Here is a 15,130-nt window from a genome sequence, read left to right as displayed (position 1 = left end):
CAATTATTTTAGTAGCAACTCTTCCTTCAAAGTATAATGTTGAGCAGTTTCGTCATATCTTGATAAAACACCTTTTGCATTCTCTGGAATATATGCCCTATCATATTTTTCACCTGCAAACACTTTTACAGATTCCAACGAATCAAATTGAAGCACAAGAAAAAACTCCATTTCATCATTCTTTTCCATTGTGGAAATACTGACTTTCTCCAATCCTGTAACACCCTTCCTTTTTACCTCGGGAAACACCTCATTAATAAGCATATTTTCATAAATCGGGGCGTTATCCAATGAAGTCCAGCCTTTCCAAGTTCTTATGATTTTTTTATTTCTATTCATTTGGTTTTAATTGTTGCCAGCAAAGATAATAGTAACTCGTTGTTACATTTCTTTCTAAGCTTTCGCAGGCTTATTATTAACGGCACGAGCAAGATGCTCGCGCTAGCGGGGGCATCTGTCATATTTTAGTATACTTTTCAATTATAGTATAAGGCATGTCAAAATTATAAACACCTTGTTGCATTAAATTATCTTGCCCTACAGTAAATCCACCCCATTCTTCTTTAATTAATTTTTCTATCAATTCTCTATGATTTACTAATTTGTCTTGATCTTCCTCTCTTACTATTTTTTGATGTCAAATCCAAAACTTAATTTTATAAATCCATCGCAATTAGGTAATCTTCCCCCAAGTGTGTGTCCTTCTATATGAAATTTAACCTCATTGTTATTTTTTAAGTAGAGTTTAAATTGTTTGATGGTAAAAAAGTTATAGTTATTATCCTTTTTTGTTAAAGTTATTGGTAGGCTATCATCAAAATAATTAAAAGTCAACAATAATCCCAGATGCCTTAAAGTGTATAAATTTTTTGTAGGACTTGATTCAATAAACTGTTTTTGTTGATCTGCCCAATTTTTCAAGACATCATAGGGAACCAATTTAGAAAATTCGTCGCGTTTTATTGAAATCACATCATCAGTAACAATATATCCAGCAAAATTCCCTAATTCATTAATTCGAATTCCATTTGACAAAACAATAGAAGTAGATGATAGGCCGATATTTCCAACCTGAGGTAGGATTGCTAATTTTCCATAAAGTCTGTTTTCATCTCTAATTTCAAATAATTCAAGATTTAGTTTTTTAAATAAATCGATAATTCCAGTAAAGTCGATACTCTCTTTTCTGATAATGTGAACGTGGTCAATAAAATCGTTGAATTCTAAGTCGGCAATAGTGTTAGGTTTAATTGTATTTATGTTACCATCTAATTCTTCGATAGTAATTTTCACATTAGGGGATGGTATGAAATATTTTACTAACGAAAAAAGTGTGTTGTCCTTAAATTGAGAATTACCAATGAAGCCTGTTTTGGAAAACGGATCCTCTTTAATTTTTATGGTAATAGAAGTACCTCTATCAATTACTAAACTTTTTTCTTCCTCAGATGGGTCTCTTAATATCGGATTCGAAGATAATCCGTCATGGAAATCAAGTGTCTTCATATTTGTTATTGCTTCTCCAAATTTCCAAGACGTAATCGTGATTTTTTCACCTAGCATGAAAGTTGAGAAAAAGCCAATGCCAAACTTGCCGATTGATTCAAATCCCTTGCTGTGGATTCCTTGGAAGTCATATTTGAACCTATTGCTTTTCCAATAAGAGCCTCCAAAATCCAATAACTCATTGGTCATTATTGTTTGACTCATTCCTATACCATTGTCTGTGATGTTCAAATAGAATTCTTGTCCAATTTTTTTATGGATAATTTAATCTCACCGACGTTAATGTTGTTTTGACCCGTATGAACACGATGCAAATTAATTGCGTCTAAACTATTTTGTATTAATTCCCTTAAGGCAATATTTATATTTCCATACAATTTAACACCTCCCAATTCTGATGCTATATGTATAGGGTTTGAAACTTTTATTTGAGTATTGATTGAATTCCATCCCGATGTTCTAATATATTTTTTTCCAAGTTCGAGTGAGTCATTAATTGACTTGACCCCTCTAGCTGTAAAGCCTTCAAGATTATTGACATCAAAATATTCATTTGCATTTTTTAATTCTTTGTCCAAAACTTGTAATGCCTCATAACAAAACCACCATGCTTTTTGTTCTTCAGACGTAAAAGGTTTGTTTGTTGAATACATTAATAAAGAATCGGTCGATAATTGTGGAAAGCCTAATTTCTTCTGGAATGTCCAATGTTCTTTAGATACCCCAGATATTTCACTTATCATTCTATTGGTTTTTGGTGTTCTTAAATTATCTAAATGAGCGGCATCAGCGGTTCTTAATAAGAATGATAATTTCTGACAATCTATTGACCAATCGGTGGGAAAGTTTGGATTAGTATATTTTGGCCCAAATTCTCGTTCAATATAGTTAATGTTGCAAGTATGACTCTTAGCGATTTTTCCAACAATTAAGCCCAGTTCTTCCCTTAAGGGTATATCAGAGATTAAGTATTCTCCCTCACGTAGGGTATCAGTTGCAATTCTCAAAGCAAAATCTCCATGTCTTTGTCTAATTGTAAAGAATAGCGCTTCTTCTTTAGCTTCTTCTGAGCTACCGTTTTTAACAATAAAATCGGTATAAAGAGGGTCTTTTTCAACTTCACTTTGGTTATTTAAAACAGAATAACACATTCCTGCGTCATGAACCAACAATACGGTATGTAAAACAAATGCTTCCAACGGATTGATGAAATTATTTTTTTCTCCGACAATGATATTAGCATAGTTCCATAGCATTCGAGAATGAGCAATAGAATGGTCTGTTAACCCTGGAAAATCCTCTGTAATTCCTTCTAAGTATTTTTTTATTGTATTTTCAATTAATGTAAGATTTGATTTTAATTCATTAATCTTACTTTCATTTTTCCAGATTGAAATATCAAAAGCATTAGTAAAAAGTGGGTTGTCTATTATTGTCATTTGTGAATGATTTTTATGCTGATTACGAAATACTGTAATAAGTATAATTATTCTCGAGATGCAAAACATCTACCGCAATATAAAAAACCCAAAGAAATAAATTCGTACAAATACCGACGAAAGCCTGTAATAAATGGGTCAGTGTAGAATATGCCAAGGCCAAACGCCATGCGTTATTTGTGTTTTGGAATATGGTTTTTGGTTAAAGCAGGTGCTGCATCAACTTTTTTAATATCTGCACCTTGATAAAGTTCTTGCACTAAAGAAGTATAACTTTTCGCAAAACGTTCATTTCCAGCCAACCCACCAAACAAGCTTTCTATCTTGATAAAAGCTAACGGATCCTTCGCAGTTGCTGCAGCTGCAGCATGCAATTCGTCATGCATGGCATCGATAATTTCCAAGGGTTGCCCGTTTTGGTCGACTTGCTTATCGCTATAATAACACCAGGCCGCAATGACCAAAGTGGCGAATTTGATGCTGCCGCCAGTAGCTAAATTCTCATGTATCGTAGCTATCAAAAATTTAGGCAATTTGGCCGAACTTTCCGAGCAGATACGGCTGACGCTGTCCTTGATATTGGGGTTGGCAAAACGTTCTAAGAGACTGTCTTTGTAGTCCGTCAAATTTATGCCTTTGATGTCTCCAAGAATTGGCGTTGCTTCTTCGTCTAGAAAGGCGCGCAAGTACTTGGCGAAAAGTTTATCTTCTACGCAGGCGTTGATGGTCGGGTGGCCGTGTAGGGCTCCTAAAAGTCCCAATACCGAATGCCCTGCATTGAGCAGTCGCAGTTTCATTTTTTCATAGGGCCCCACATCGGGTGCGAATTGTACGCCTACTTTTTCAAAGTCCGGTCTTCCATTCGAGAATTTATCCTCTACCACCCATTGTATAAAAGGTTCGCAGGTAACGGGCCAGGCATCATGTACGCTAAAGTCTTGTGCCAGGGCTTCGATATCCGCTGGCGTGGTTACCGGCGTAATACGGTCGACCATACTATTGGGGAAGCAGACTTCTTGGGCGATCCATTGCGCCAAGTCCGCATCTTGGGCTTTGGCAAAAGTACCCAGCATCTTGCGCATCATATCGCCATTGTGTTCGATATTATCGCAAACCAAAATGGTAAAAGCAGGCAAGCCTGCATCGCGACGTCTTTTTAAGGCCGCGGTCAAAAAACCATATACGGTTTTTGGGTCATGCGGGTGTTTTAGTTCGTGTTGAATGTCGAGGTTATCAAAATTGAATTCTCCCGTGGTGGGGTTGAAATTATACCCTCCTTCGGTAATGGTCAGCGACACGATTCTAGTATCGGCAGCTGCCATTTGGGCAATGACTCCTTCAGGGTCCGTAGTGCCCATTTTAAAATCGACGATCGACCCGATGACTTCGGGTTCGATGGTGCCGTCGGGCTGTTTGACCATCAGCGTATACAGGTGGTCTTGTTTTTTAAAAATATCGTATAGTTTTCGATCCCCTTCACGCAACCCAATCCCACAAAGTGCTGGGGCAGCACCGCCTTTTTTTAATTCGTGTAAATAATAGGCCAAGTGGGCGCGGTGGAAGCCGCCGACGCCGATATGTACGATTTCGATGTTATTGGCACAGCGACTATATTTTGGCACAGGAATACGGCTTCCTATTTCCTGTAGATTAGCTTGATTGAGTTGCATTGGGGTTTCCATGTTTATGCTGGGTTATTTGCTTTTCCTCGTTTCAATGCCCAATAAGCGAGTACGAAATAAACAATAGTGCACACAAATGCGTAGGTATAAAAGTCTTCTCTATTGGCGATATAGTCCGCTTCCGTAGCACTACTAAACAATACCCTACTCGCCAAAACCAAAGTAATTGCCAAGGCTGCGAGGGCAATAAATTTTAATAGTTTCGAAAGGATAGAAATATCTTTTGCATGCGCTGGTTCATTTTTAGCTTGTTCTGCTTGAAAACGTTCGATGGTTTCATTACGAACCTCTTCTGCTGCCGCTTCCTCCGCATAGATTTCTTTTGCCCCGTAGCGAGAAGCGAGCAGGGTATACACCGCGATGGTAAAAAACCAAGTGGGGATAAACAGGTAATAGAAGGAAATCACATCCAATGCGTTCAGTCCGAAACCGAAGGCCAAGCCCAGGCCCCAAGAAGCAACGGCGGGCATACTAAAAGTCAGCTGGCGGTACGAAGACCAGTAGCGCGTATAGCCAATTCTAGGGAATAGCTGATGTTCGGCAAACACGATCGCCCCCACGGGAACGACCAGCAGCCCTGCGTAGGTGAGTAGCGGTAGTATCTGTGAAAACACAAAGGGGAAACAGGCGATGCCAACGGTGACCACACCGACCACAATCGTCGTTAGCTTTCGGGAATGGTTGAAAAAAATAGCTTGTGCGGCCAAACCTGCTCGATATAAATTGGTAATCGCGGTCGTCCAACCTGCAACGATCACAATCACAAAACCCGACCAACCGAGGGCGTAATAGGCCACATCGCCCGGATCTAATTCTACGATGGATTTTCCTAAAATAACGGCGGCACCGGCACCCATGATTCCGGCAGCGATCCATGCCACATAGTGACCGAACATCATACCGGTACTAGTAGCATATCCGTAGTTCTTCTTTTTAGCAAAACGCAAGAGGGCCATATCAATTAATCCGAAATGGGTGATGGTATTGGCGGCCCAACCGAAGCCGATGACTTCGACCAATCCGATTCCGGGAGCTCCGTCGCTGTTGATGCCTGTCCAGATACTCTGGTCGCCTAGGGTCATAAAATCGGTCCATCCTGCAGGTAAAGTTTTATCCAAAACATCTAAAGACAAAGCGGGGAGGAGCACCATAGCGCCACTCGTAAACATCACAAAGAGCCAAGGGGCACAGATGCCCGAAAATTCAGAAACGGCATTAAAACCATAGAGCGCAATAGAAACCACAAAGATGCCCACGGCCAAAACTATCAATATAAACCAAGCGTTGGTAGGGTACCAATTGAGTTGCGCGGGAATATCAAAAGCAAATCGAACCGCTGTCGAAGAGACCGTTATCATCGCTGCCGAAATCACCGAAAAGATGATTACATTGGCCCAATTGTACAACTTGGTCATGGAGTCGCCCGCAATCTTATTCAGATAGGTATAGAGGCTCAAACGCGTATCAACGGCAATAGGGGAGGTGATGAATCTCCAACTCAGTACGGCCAGAATATTACCGATTAAAAGACCTAGGATGATATCCATCGTCTTGGCGCCCAGCGCGACAAAGGTCGCCCCGATGACAAACTCCGTCGCTGCGACATGCTCGGCAGCGTAGAGTCCCGCAAAATGGGTCCAATCGTGTAATTTATGTTTGGCTACGGGTAATTGTTCTTCGTCGAGGTTTTCAAATTGTTTAAAATCTTCTGATGTACTCATATTTTTGGTCGGTGTTGGAAAATTAGGTTCCTATAAATATTTGCGGTATGGTTTTACTTTTTATAAAAATATTTTGATGTAATGTGTCACAACGGCCCCTGCATAAATCAAGCGTGTCGATGTTTTCTAATATTGGAGCGGTTTTGTCAAATGCACAACACCTTGTTTGTATAATCAATAGTATAAAATCCTTAACAGTAATCAAAACTCAAGCATACCGGTTAAAAATCGCAACATAAGCATTTACAACCATTTTCCATCCGTTTACAAATCGTATTTGGAATAAAACTTGAGATATGGAAAAATTAGAGCCAAGTATGAGCTTATCGTCCAACAATCGAAATTAGCAATCACTCAAAAACACCCCGACTGCAAGTCCGCCTTCCGAGGTTTCCTTATATTTTGAGTTCATGTCCTTGGCGGTTTCCCACATGGTTTGAACTACCTTGTCCAATGGTACTTTGGCTTCCGAAGGGTCGGAGCCCAAGGCCAGTTCCGCAGCGTTGATCGCTTTGATGGCACCCATACTATTGCGCTCGATACAAGGTATTTGTACCAGTCCGCCAATAGGGTCACAGGTAAGACCCAAATGGTGTTCCATGGCTATTTCGGCGGCCATCAATACTTGCTCGGGAGTACCGCCCAAGAGTTCGGTCAAGGCCCCGGCGGCCATGGCGGAAGACACCCCGATTTCAGCTTGACAGCCGCCCATGGCGGCTGAGATGGTCGCTCCTTTTTTAAAGATGCTGCCGATCTCGCCCGAGACCAATAAGAACTTTTTGATATGTTCAAAATCCGCTTCATGGTTTTCGATGACCATATAGTACATCAATACAGCAGGGATCACGCCGGCACTACCATTGGTCGGTGCGGTGACCACCCGGCCCAAAGAAGCGTTCACTTCGTTGACCGCTAGCGCAAAGCAACTGACCCATTTTAAGATCTGTCGAAATTTCACTTCGGTTTGCCGAATGGTTTTTAACCAGTTCTCGGGCGCATTGTATGTGCCGGCTTCCAGCATTAAATTTTTATGAATTTCAAAAGCTCGTCGCCGCACGTTGAGTCCGCCCGGCAGCTTGCCTTCGGAATGGCACCCGATATACATACATTCGAGCATGGTGCCCCAGATGCGCTGCAATTGTTCGTCGATTTCAGTGTCGCTGCGCAACGAACGTTCATTTTCTAGAACGATTTCCGAAATCGGTTTCTGTTCTTGTTCGCAATAGGCGAGGAGTTCGGTGCCCTTTGTTATGGGAAAGGGAAACGTATTGAATTTTGCTATTTTCCGTTTAGCGTTTTTGCGTTCTTCGGTCACCACAAATCCGCCTCCGATGGAATAGTAGGTCCTTGATTTTTTACTTCCGTCTTGTAAAATCGCCTCGAATTTGAGTCCGTTTGCGTGAAATGGTAAGAACTTCCGGTTAAAAACTATATCTGTCTGCGGATCAAAAGCCAGTTTCTTTTCGTTGGCAAGGTTTAAAATATTACTTTCCTTTATCCCTAGTACAATACCATGAATATCCTCAACCGGAATGGTTTCAGGATTCGCCCCCGATAACCCCAACATAATGGCATAGTCCGTGGCATGGCCTTTTCCTGTCAAGGATAGCGAACCGTACATCTGTACCTTGATGTTTTTTATGTCTGTGAATGATCCAGCGGCCTTCATTTCTGAAATCCATCGTTCCGCAGCGCGCCATGGCCCCAAGGTATGGGAACTTGAAGGCCCGACCCCGATTTTAAGCATGTCAAAAACGCTGATGCATTCCATTTTTCAAACTGTTTTGAACTTCATTGTAAAGATAGACATTCGATTGTTTGAAAAATGGAAAGTTCAAGTTCAAGCGCAAGTTCAAATTCAGAAAACCTAAGAGCAAAATGGAAATTTAAAGTAGAGACCAAGACTAATTACCGTTTGACTATTTCCATGAAGGCCCTTTGCGCTTGACACTTGTGTTTGAACTTGAACTTGAAAATGACATCATGTCAGGTTGCTGCCCCTTGGCATATTGTTTGACTATTAGCTTATGAATTTCAAATAAGCACTAATATTTTAAAACACATATAATGAGTAAGATTATAGGAATAGATTTGGGTACGACCAACAGTTGCGTTTCCGTGATGGAAGGTAACGAGCCCGTGGTCATCCCGAATGCAGAAGGTAAAAGAACTACCCCATCGGTCATCGCATTTGTCGAAGGTGGAGAGATAAAGGTCGGTGACCCTGCCAAGCGACAGGCCGTAACCAACCCGGAAAAAACGATTTACTCCATCAAACGTTTTATGGGGAACAAATATTCCGAGTCTAAAAAAGAAGCGGAACGTGTACCTTATAAAGTAGTAAAAGGTGACAATGACACACCAAGAGTCGATGTTGATGGTCGCATGTACACTCCCCAGGAATTATCGGCCATGATTCTTCAGAAAATGAAGAAGACCGCCGAAGATTATTTGGGTCAAAGTGTTACTAGGGCGGTAATTACAGTACCTGCTTACTTTAACGATTCACAACGTCAGGCGACCAAAGAAGCGGGTGAGATTGCAGGCTTGACCGTCGAGCGAATTATCAATGAACCCACGGCTGCCTCTTTGGCCTACGGAATGGACAAGAAAAATGTTGATCAGAAAATCGTGGTTTTTGACTTCGGTGGGGGTACGCATGATGTTTCCATTTTGGAACTGGGCGATGGTGTCTTTGAGGTTTTAGCTACAGATGGGGATACCCACTTAGGAGGTGACGATGTTGACCAAAAGATTATCGATTGGTTGGCCGAGGAATTCAAGAAAGACGAAAGTATCGACCTGCGTGATGATGCCATGGCTTTGCAACGTTTGCGGGAAGCTGCGGAAAAGGCAAAAATCGAATTATCTTCTTCGGCACAGACTGAAATCAACTTACCGTACGTAACGGCCACGGCTACAGGACCAAAACACTTGGTGCGTACTTTGACGCGTTCGAAATTCGAGCAGTTGATCGAAGATTTGGTAAAACGAACTATTGAGCCTTGTCAGACCGCATTGAAAGCTGCGGGCTTGTCTAAAAGTGATATTGATGAAATTATCTTGGTAGGTGGTTCAACACGTATACCCGCCGTTCAGGAAGCTGTAGAGAAATTCTTTGGAAAAGCACCTTCGAAAGGTGTGAATCCTGATGAGGTGGTTGCCGTAGGTGCAGCGATTCAAGGAGGTGTCTTGACCGGTGATGTAAAAGATGTTTTGTTATTGGATGTTACTCCGCTTTCCCTAGGTATCGAAACCATGGGTAGCGTAATGACCAAATTGATCGATGCGAATACTACGATTCCTACCAAGAAATCACAGGTATTCTCTACTGCGGCCGACAATCAGCCTTCAGTGGAAATACATGTATTGCAAGGCGAGCGTCCCATGGCGGCGGATAATAAGACTATCGGACGATTCCATTTGGATGGAATTCCTCCTGCACAAAGAGGTACGCCTCAAATCGAAGTAACCTTCGATATCGATGCCAACGGAATTATTAAGGTTTCGGCAACCGATAAGGCGACGAACAAGACGCAAGATATTCGTATCGAAGCTTCCTCAGGTTTGACCGAAGAAGAAATCAAGACGATGAAGGCCGAAGCGGAAGCCAATGCCGAGGCGGATAAAAAAGCAAAGGAAACCGCTGATAAATTGAACGAAGCGGATGGTATGATCTTCCAGACCGAGAAGCAATTGAAAGAATTCGGTGATAAATTGTCGGATGACAAGAAAAAGCCTATCGAAGATGCGCTAGAGGAACTGAAGCAAGCCTACGAAGGCAAAGACCTTGCGGTCATTACGCCTGCTTTGGAGAAAATCAACGAAGCTTGGAAAGTAGCTTCCGAAGAAATGTACAAGGCACAGGCCGATGCACAACAGAACGGAGAAGCAACAGCCGATAGCGGAACCACCGAAGGCGGTGGAGCCGAAACGGAAGGCGATAATGTAGAAGATGTTGACTTCGAAGAAGTGAAGTAACCCTTCGAAACGTTATATATTATAAAGCACCATTTTAAATGGTGCTTTTTTTCTTTTAAGGAAGGAGTCGAAGAAATTTATGCTGCTGTCGTTTCGAGCGTTGTCGAGAACTTGCGCTACTTCATTTTAAAGGTCCTCCCTTGATATTTTGGTAAGCCCAAAGCAAGGCTTAATCGATATCCTTTTTATACTTTAAATATCTTGAATGACCAGCTAAAGGCAAGAATCCCGTTTTTTGAACCAATCTTAAAACCGGCAAAATAAGAAGCCGTTTACCGATTTGGCATCCCTTTTATTTTTAATTGCTAGAATATCAAGTAATTTTGCACCATGGTAAAAAACTACGCTTTTTTATTACTTTTTGTTGCAACCGGAATACCGACCTTGATGTATGCCCAAGACATTAAGATATTTCGGGCTTCCGATTTTGATTTGATCAGTCATGTAAAAAAGTGCCTGGTCCGTACCAACTACGGAAAGGAAGAATATGAGTTCGATCAAGATAGCTTGCTTAACAAATCGGTGACACGGTACAGTAATCAAGACTATGACATCACCTATTACAAATACAGAAATGGCGAGTTGACAGAAAAGCGTTTGGAAGTCTATCGCGACAATACGTTTGACGAAGCCACCTCTATTGCCAATTTCTATTCCATCGATACCACTGCAGGCAGAAAAGTGACCGAAAAGATAGTCTCCTATTCCAAAGAATTCCTGGATCAGTACGAATATCATTATAATGAAAATGGGAAGCTCTTTAGAATAAAGCGTTCCAATAATGAGGGTACCGATGAGACCAAAATCGATTTTACCGAAGTAAAAGGCGAGCATACCAAGACAATCCATTTGAACGGTGTACTTAACCAATCGGTACGTACTTCCGAAAAAAAGGAAAAGGACGGAAGTTTGCAAAAGATAAAACTGACCAAAAGTTTTATCGATGGTAATCCGAACAAGGCCGTCGAAGAAATTTTTAATGAAGCAGGTAAGCTAATTTCAAAAATCAATTATTATTTCGATACCAAAACCTCGCAATTTGCACCGCAGATTTCAATTTCCTATTTCTATGATGATAAAGGGATGCTGACCAAAACGGAGACCAAAAGTGGCGAAACTACTAAAACCAAAGAATATATTTATCAATTCGATGAAACCGGAAATTGGGTCAAAGAAATCATAACGCCCGATAATGCTTACAAGACAAGGGAAATAAGCTATTATCAAGTCGAGAAACCTGTTGAAGAGTAGGTAGATTATTTTGTATTTCTCTCCTCCCATTCCTCGTGTAAGATTCCGTAGCAGCAGGTATTTCTTTTAAAACCATCCAATAGATACACATCTTTACGTAGTATTCCCTCCAAAACACCGCCTAATTTTTCAACCGCTTTTCTCGATCGGGCATTCCGCTCATCGACCCTGAATTCTACTTTTTCGAATCCCATAGCACCGAAGGCATGGTCTAACATCAGTAATTTCATTTGCCCGTTAAGACCTCTTCCTTGAAATTCTCGGCCGATCCAAGTAGAACCGATATGTAACACCCTGTTTTTCCAATGAATGTTCATATAACGGGTACATCCCGCATAACTGTGGGTCATCTTGTCAAATACGATAAAGGGAATACTACTATTTTGACGCTGTTGTTTTAGGGCCGTCTCGACATATTTCTTCAGTCCTTCTTTGCTTTCAATATCGGAAGGGGAATACTGCACCAACTTTTCCTGTTCCGCAATAGGGTATAGATGATGAAAATTATCCAAATGTAATGGGGAGAGCAATACCCTTTCGTTTTCCAAACTAAATGGAATACATGCATCCATAGATTTACGTGCTTAAGGATTCATATTCGCTTTGTGTCATTCCGTATTGGAACAAAGAGGTATACCCGTCGCCCCGTCGGTCATGATCTTTGAGTTCTGCTTCTCTGACCATTCCGTTTTTTTCCATGACCTTCCCCGAGGCAATATTCTCGGGAATATAAACGGCGGTTATTTTGTTCAAATGCAGTTCTTCGAACCCGAATTTTAAAATGGCCTTGATGGCCTCTGTGATGTAGCCTTTATTCCAAAAAGGTACGGCGAGCCAGTAGCCCAATTCGGCCCGGTTGTTCGATAAATCAATAGTCAGGCCGATACCGCCCATAAAAGCCTTCTCGGTTTTTTCTCGAATGGCGAATATATAATTGTCCTTATTCTTAAAACCTTGATTTACCATGTTGATCCAAGAAATGGCATCTTCGTCGCGGTAGGGGTGCGGCATGCTCCGGGTGTACTCCGTAATTTTAATGTCCCCCGCGTAGGTTACAATATCGGGAATATCTGTCCACTTGGGCCGGTCGAGTCTTAACCGTTCGGTATGAAGTTCAGGAAAATGTTCCATATCAAATAAGTTGATTGATAAGTTCTTTTTTCAGCTCGTGGCCTCCTTCAAAAATACGTTGTTCGGCCTTGCCACGAAAAAGCAAGTCGATTTTTTTCGATTCTTCTTTTAAGCGTTCTTCGTTCAGGTATTCATCTTTGTTCCCGACAAGTACGGTTACCTTGGTTTTATCGCTTTGTAGAAAATGAAAATCATGCGCAGTTAGCTCACTGGGGATTCCGCCTGCGTAGAGCACCAAATGGTCACAATGTAGTTGCCGTTCGGCCAACCATCTTGTCGCGATGGAGACTCCCTGAGAAAATCCGAAAAGGATAAACTGTTTGTCTTCTGGAAGCTTTTCGGCTTCCAGCACGGCATCCAAATAGGCAATGACGTTTTCGGTTTCCAAGGGGGTATTTTCTTTGGTCAGCCAGCTGGCGCCAACATGACGATATTCATTTTTAAGATAGTATTTTGAGGGCGCTTGGGGTGCTATGATATAATTCTCTTCAGGGGGTAGCTCATCGAAATACTTCAGAAAATAACGACTTAAAAAACCGATGCCATGCAATACGACCCAGATGTTTTGGGTCTTATCGGTCAGTTCGTTTAGCGTTTCATAGGTATTCGTTGTATGATATAAAACTTTCTTTTCCTGGGAATCCATAAGATAAAATCTATTTCAAGGTAATGAACTCTTCTTGAGCTAATCTTTTTCCTGCGAATTTCGCATTTTGCGTCCTGATTTTGCCATTTTTCGCTTCCGTACCTATGGCTATGCAACCAAAAAATGACTTCATCAGACTACAAAAGCCTTCATTCTCGGTTCCAAAAATTAATTCAAGATGAGTTCAATGTTTTCTGTTGTTCTTGTAATCCGTAATTTTGTAAAAAATACTTCGATGAACGAATTAAAGGAGAAAATTTTAAAGGTTTGCAATGAATCTTCAAAGAATACGATGATGGAGACCTTGGAAATTGAATATATCGATGTTGGCGAGAATTTCTTGATAGGCAAAATGCCCGTGAATTCAAAAGTGCACCAACCCGACGGTGTATTGCATGGTGGTGCCATGGTGGCGTTGGCCGAAAGTGTTGGCAGCACGGCGTCCTATATTTTTTTGGATGCGGAAAACTATTTTGTCCGTGGTATTGAAATATCGGCCAATCATGTCAAAAGCGTCCGAGAAGGCGAGGTTTTTGCAACGGCCACGATTATCCATAAAGGACGCACCACACAATTATGGGACATTAAAATAAGGGATGCCGAACAAAACCTGATATCCGTTTGTAAACTGACCACCATCGCCCTCCCCAAAAAATAATATGACCGCTACGTTTTTTGAAAAAATTGAAGACCAGCTTTCGAAAAAGCTTCCCTTCGTGGTATATCGAAAACCTAGGGCGTCCGATTTGATAGCCATTTTGCAGGAAGATGACCAATTGCATCAAATATCCGATTATACCGAAACAGGATTTCTATTTGCACCTTTTGACACGAACGGCCCATCCTATTTTTTTAAGCCGGATACCGTTTTACGGGATAATACAGTTTTGCACAAAGAATCCGGACAAAACAAAACTGATTTAAACTTTCATATTGTTGCCAAAACGCTGCACCTAGCTCTTGTTGAAAAAGGCATATCCGAAATAAAAAAAGGAACTTTCGATAAAGTAGTACTTTCTAGAAATTTGGAAGTGGAGTGCTCGAAACAGCCTTTGGAATTGTTCCAAAGCTTGATTTCAAAGTATGACAGTGCCTTACGATATCTTTGGTATCACCCAAAAATAGGGATGTGGTCGGGGGCGACTCCGGAAATTTTATTGCGTATTGAAAATAACCGGTTTACTACCATGTCTTTGGCGGGCACGCAGCGGTTCATTGAAGATATCGACCCCACCTGGGACACCAAGGAAATTGAGGAACAAAAACTCGTAACCCAATATATTTTTGAGGCACTAAAAGGTAAGATCATTGATTTGCAGGTGTCGGAAACGGAATCGGTACGGGCGGGAATGTTATGGCATTTGCGTACAAAACTCTCTGGAATCATGCAAAACGGATTGGCGGAAATCATCAAAGCTTTACACCCAACACCAGCGGTTTGCGGATTACCCAAAGAAGCCGCTAAGAATTTCATTCTTCAAAATGAAAATTACAACCGTGACTTTTACACCGGGTTTTTAGGCGAACTGAATTTTAAAACGGATACGGCCCGTTCTTCGAACAGAAGAAATATTGAAAATAGGGCGTACAAGTCCGTTAAAGTAAGCACTGAACTTTTTGTAAATCTTCGGTGCATGCAATTGACGGACCAAAAAGCGATAATTTACGTAGGTGGCGGAATAACCAAAGATTCTCACCCCGAAAAAGAATGGGAAGAAACCGTTGCCAAAAGTAAGACCATGCTCAATATTGTCTTAGATTAAAAATAATTGG

At 41.3% G+C, this 15,130-nt stretch carries 14 protein-coding genes; 4 read left to right on the top strand and 10 right to left on the bottom strand.

Features of this window, described 5'->3' with window-relative positions; genetic code table 11:
• Positions 1-3: 3 nt before the first annotated feature.
• From N8A86_RS20745 to N8A86_RS20715, 7 genes are all read right to left on the bottom strand, one after another.
• Positions 4-339 carry an antibiotic biosynthesis monooxygenase gene (locus tag N8A86_RS20745; protein WP_273567110.1) on the bottom strand — a complete coding sequence of 112 codons (336 nt, stop codon included), beginning with the start codon at positions 337-339 and terminating at the stop codon, positions 4-6.
• 118 nt (positions 340-457) lie between these two features.
• Positions 458-583, bottom strand: a complete 126-nt coding sequence (locus tag N8A86_RS20740) for a hypothetical protein (RefSeq protein ID WP_273567109.1) — start codon at positions 581-583, stop codon at positions 458-460.
• 41 nt (positions 584-624) lie between these two features.
• A complete protein-coding gene (locus tag N8A86_RS20735) occupies positions 625-1,737 on the bottom strand; it encodes an ATP-binding protein (protein ID WP_273567108.1) in 1,113 nt (370 codons plus the stop codon).
• Positions 1,734-2,945 carry an HD domain-containing protein gene (locus N8A86_RS20730; protein WP_273567107.1) on the bottom strand — a complete coding sequence of 404 codons (1,212 nt, stop codon included), beginning with the start codon at positions 2,943-2,945 and terminating at the stop codon, positions 1,734-1,736. The genes N8A86_RS20735 and N8A86_RS20730 overlap by 4 nt, the downstream gene beginning before the upstream one ends.
• Positions 2,946-3,118: 173 nt before the next feature.
• Positions 3,119-4,627 carry a mannitol dehydrogenase family protein gene (locus N8A86_RS20725; RefSeq protein WP_273567106.1) on the bottom strand — a complete coding sequence of 503 codons (1,509 nt, stop codon included), beginning with the start codon at positions 4,625-4,627 and terminating at the stop codon, positions 3,119-3,121.
• Between the two features lie 2 nt (positions 4,628-4,629).
• Positions 4,630-6,348: a purine-cytosine permease family protein gene (locus tag N8A86_RS20720; RefSeq protein WP_273567105.1), complete on the bottom strand. Its 1,719-nt coding sequence runs from the start codon at positions 6,346-6,348 to the stop codon at positions 4,630-4,632.
• A 343-nt stretch (positions 6,349-6,691) separates the two neighbouring features.
• Positions 6,692-8,119 carry an L-serine ammonia-lyase gene (locus tag N8A86_RS20715; RefSeq protein WP_273567104.1) on the bottom strand — a complete coding sequence of 476 codons (1,428 nt, stop codon included), beginning with the start codon at positions 8,117-8,119 and terminating at the stop codon, positions 6,692-6,694.
• 296 nt (positions 8,120-8,415) lie between these two features.
• Here N8A86_RS20715 and dnaK point away from each other — a divergent pair, with 296 nt between their 5' ends.
• Both dnaK and N8A86_RS20705 read left to right on the top strand, forming a co-directional pair.
• On the top strand, positions 8,416-10,329 hold the full coding sequence (gene dnaK, locus N8A86_RS20710) for a molecular chaperone DnaK (RefSeq protein WP_273567103.1): 1,914 nt from the start codon (positions 8,416-8,418) through the stop codon (positions 10,327-10,329).
• Positions 10,330-10,659: 330 nt separating this feature from the next.
• A complete protein-coding gene (locus N8A86_RS20705; RefSeq protein WP_273567102.1) occupies positions 10,660-11,580 on the top strand; it encodes a hypothetical protein in 921 nt (306 codons plus the stop codon).
• A gap of 5 nt (positions 11,581-11,585) precedes the next feature.
• Here N8A86_RS20705 and N8A86_RS20700 read toward each other — a convergent pair whose 3' ends face one another.
• The 3 genes from N8A86_RS20700 to N8A86_RS20690 are packed head-to-tail and all read right to left on the bottom strand — an operon-like array spanning position 11,586 to position 13,357.
• Positions 11,586-12,152 carry a GNAT family N-acetyltransferase gene (locus tag N8A86_RS20700; RefSeq protein ID WP_273567101.1) on the bottom strand — a complete coding sequence of 189 codons (567 nt, stop codon included), beginning with the start codon at positions 12,150-12,152 and terminating at the stop codon, positions 11,586-11,588.
• 4 nt (positions 12,153-12,156) lie between these two features.
• Positions 12,157-12,711: a GNAT family N-acetyltransferase gene (locus N8A86_RS20695; RefSeq protein WP_273567100.1), complete on the bottom strand. Its 555-nt coding sequence runs from the start codon at positions 12,709-12,711 to the stop codon at positions 12,157-12,159.
• A 1-nt stretch (position 12,712) separates the two neighbouring features.
• On the bottom strand, positions 12,713-13,357 hold the full coding sequence (locus N8A86_RS20690) for an alpha/beta hydrolase (protein WP_273567099.1): 645 nt from the start codon (positions 13,355-13,357) through the stop codon (positions 12,713-12,715).
• A gap of 235 nt (positions 13,358-13,592) precedes the next feature.
• Here N8A86_RS20690 and N8A86_RS20685 point away from each other — a divergent pair, with 235 nt between their 5' ends.
• Positions 13,593-14,015 (top strand): PaaI family thioesterase, encoded by a 423-nt coding sequence (locus N8A86_RS20685; protein ID WP_273567098.1) that lies wholly within the window; start codon positions 13,593-13,595, stop codon positions 14,013-14,015.
• A 1-nt stretch (position 14,016) separates the two neighbouring features.
• Positions 14,017-15,120, top strand: coding sequence for a chorismate-binding protein (locus N8A86_RS20680; RefSeq protein WP_273567097.1), 1,104 nt, complete (start codon positions 14,017-14,019; stop codon positions 15,118-15,120).
• Positions 15,121-15,130: the final 10 nt, after the last annotated feature.

Source organism: Maribacter halichondriae (genome assembly GCF_027474825.1).
Taxonomy (GTDB): domain Bacteria; phylum Bacteroidota; class Bacteroidia; order Flavobacteriales; family Flavobacteriaceae; genus Meishania; species Meishania halichondriae.
Note: the sequence above shows the minus strand (reverse complement) of the source record. Positions and strands in the feature narration are given on the sequence as shown.

Coding starts and splice junctions, on each gene's coding strand:
- N8A86_RS20745 (WP_273567110.1), bottom strand. CDS start 339: ATGAATAGAAATAAAAAAATCATAAGAACTTGGAAAGGCTGGACTTCA.
- N8A86_RS20730 (WP_273567107.1), bottom strand. CDS start 2,945: ATGACAATAATAGACAACCCACTTTTTACTAATGCTTTTGATATTTCA.
- N8A86_RS20725 (WP_273567106.1), bottom strand. CDS start 4,627: ATGGAAACCCCAATGCAACTCAATCAAGCTAATCTACAGGAAATAGGA.
- N8A86_RS20720 (WP_273567105.1), bottom strand. CDS start 6,348: ATGAGTACATCAGAAGATTTTAAACAATTTGAAAACCTCGACGAAGAA.
- N8A86_RS20715 (WP_273567104.1), bottom strand. CDS start 8,119: ATGGAATGCATCAGCGTTTTTGACATGCTTAAAATCGGGGTCGGGCCT.
- dnaK (WP_273567103.1), top strand. CDS start 8,416: ATGAGTAAGATTATAGGAATAGATTTGGGTACGACCAACAGTTGCGTT.
- N8A86_RS20705 (WP_273567102.1), top strand. CDS start 10,660: ATGGTAAAAAACTACGCTTTTTTATTACTTTTTGTTGCAACCGGAATA.
- N8A86_RS20700 (WP_273567101.1), bottom strand. CDS start 12,152: ATGGATGCATGTATTCCATTTAGTTTGGAAAACGAAAGGGTATTGCTC.
- N8A86_RS20695 (WP_273567100.1), bottom strand. CDS start 12,711: ATGGAACATTTTCCTGAACTTCATACCGAACGGTTAAGACTCGACCGG.
- N8A86_RS20690 (WP_273567099.1), bottom strand. CDS start 13,357: ATGGATTCCCAGGAAAAGAAAGTTTTATATCATACAACGAATACCTAT.
- N8A86_RS20685 (WP_273567098.1), top strand. CDS start 13,593: ATGAACGAATTAAAGGAGAAAATTTTAAAGGTTTGCAATGAATCTTCA.
- N8A86_RS20680 (WP_273567097.1), top strand. CDS start 14,017: ATGACCGCTACGTTTTTTGAAAAAATTGAAGACCAGCTTTCGAAAAAG.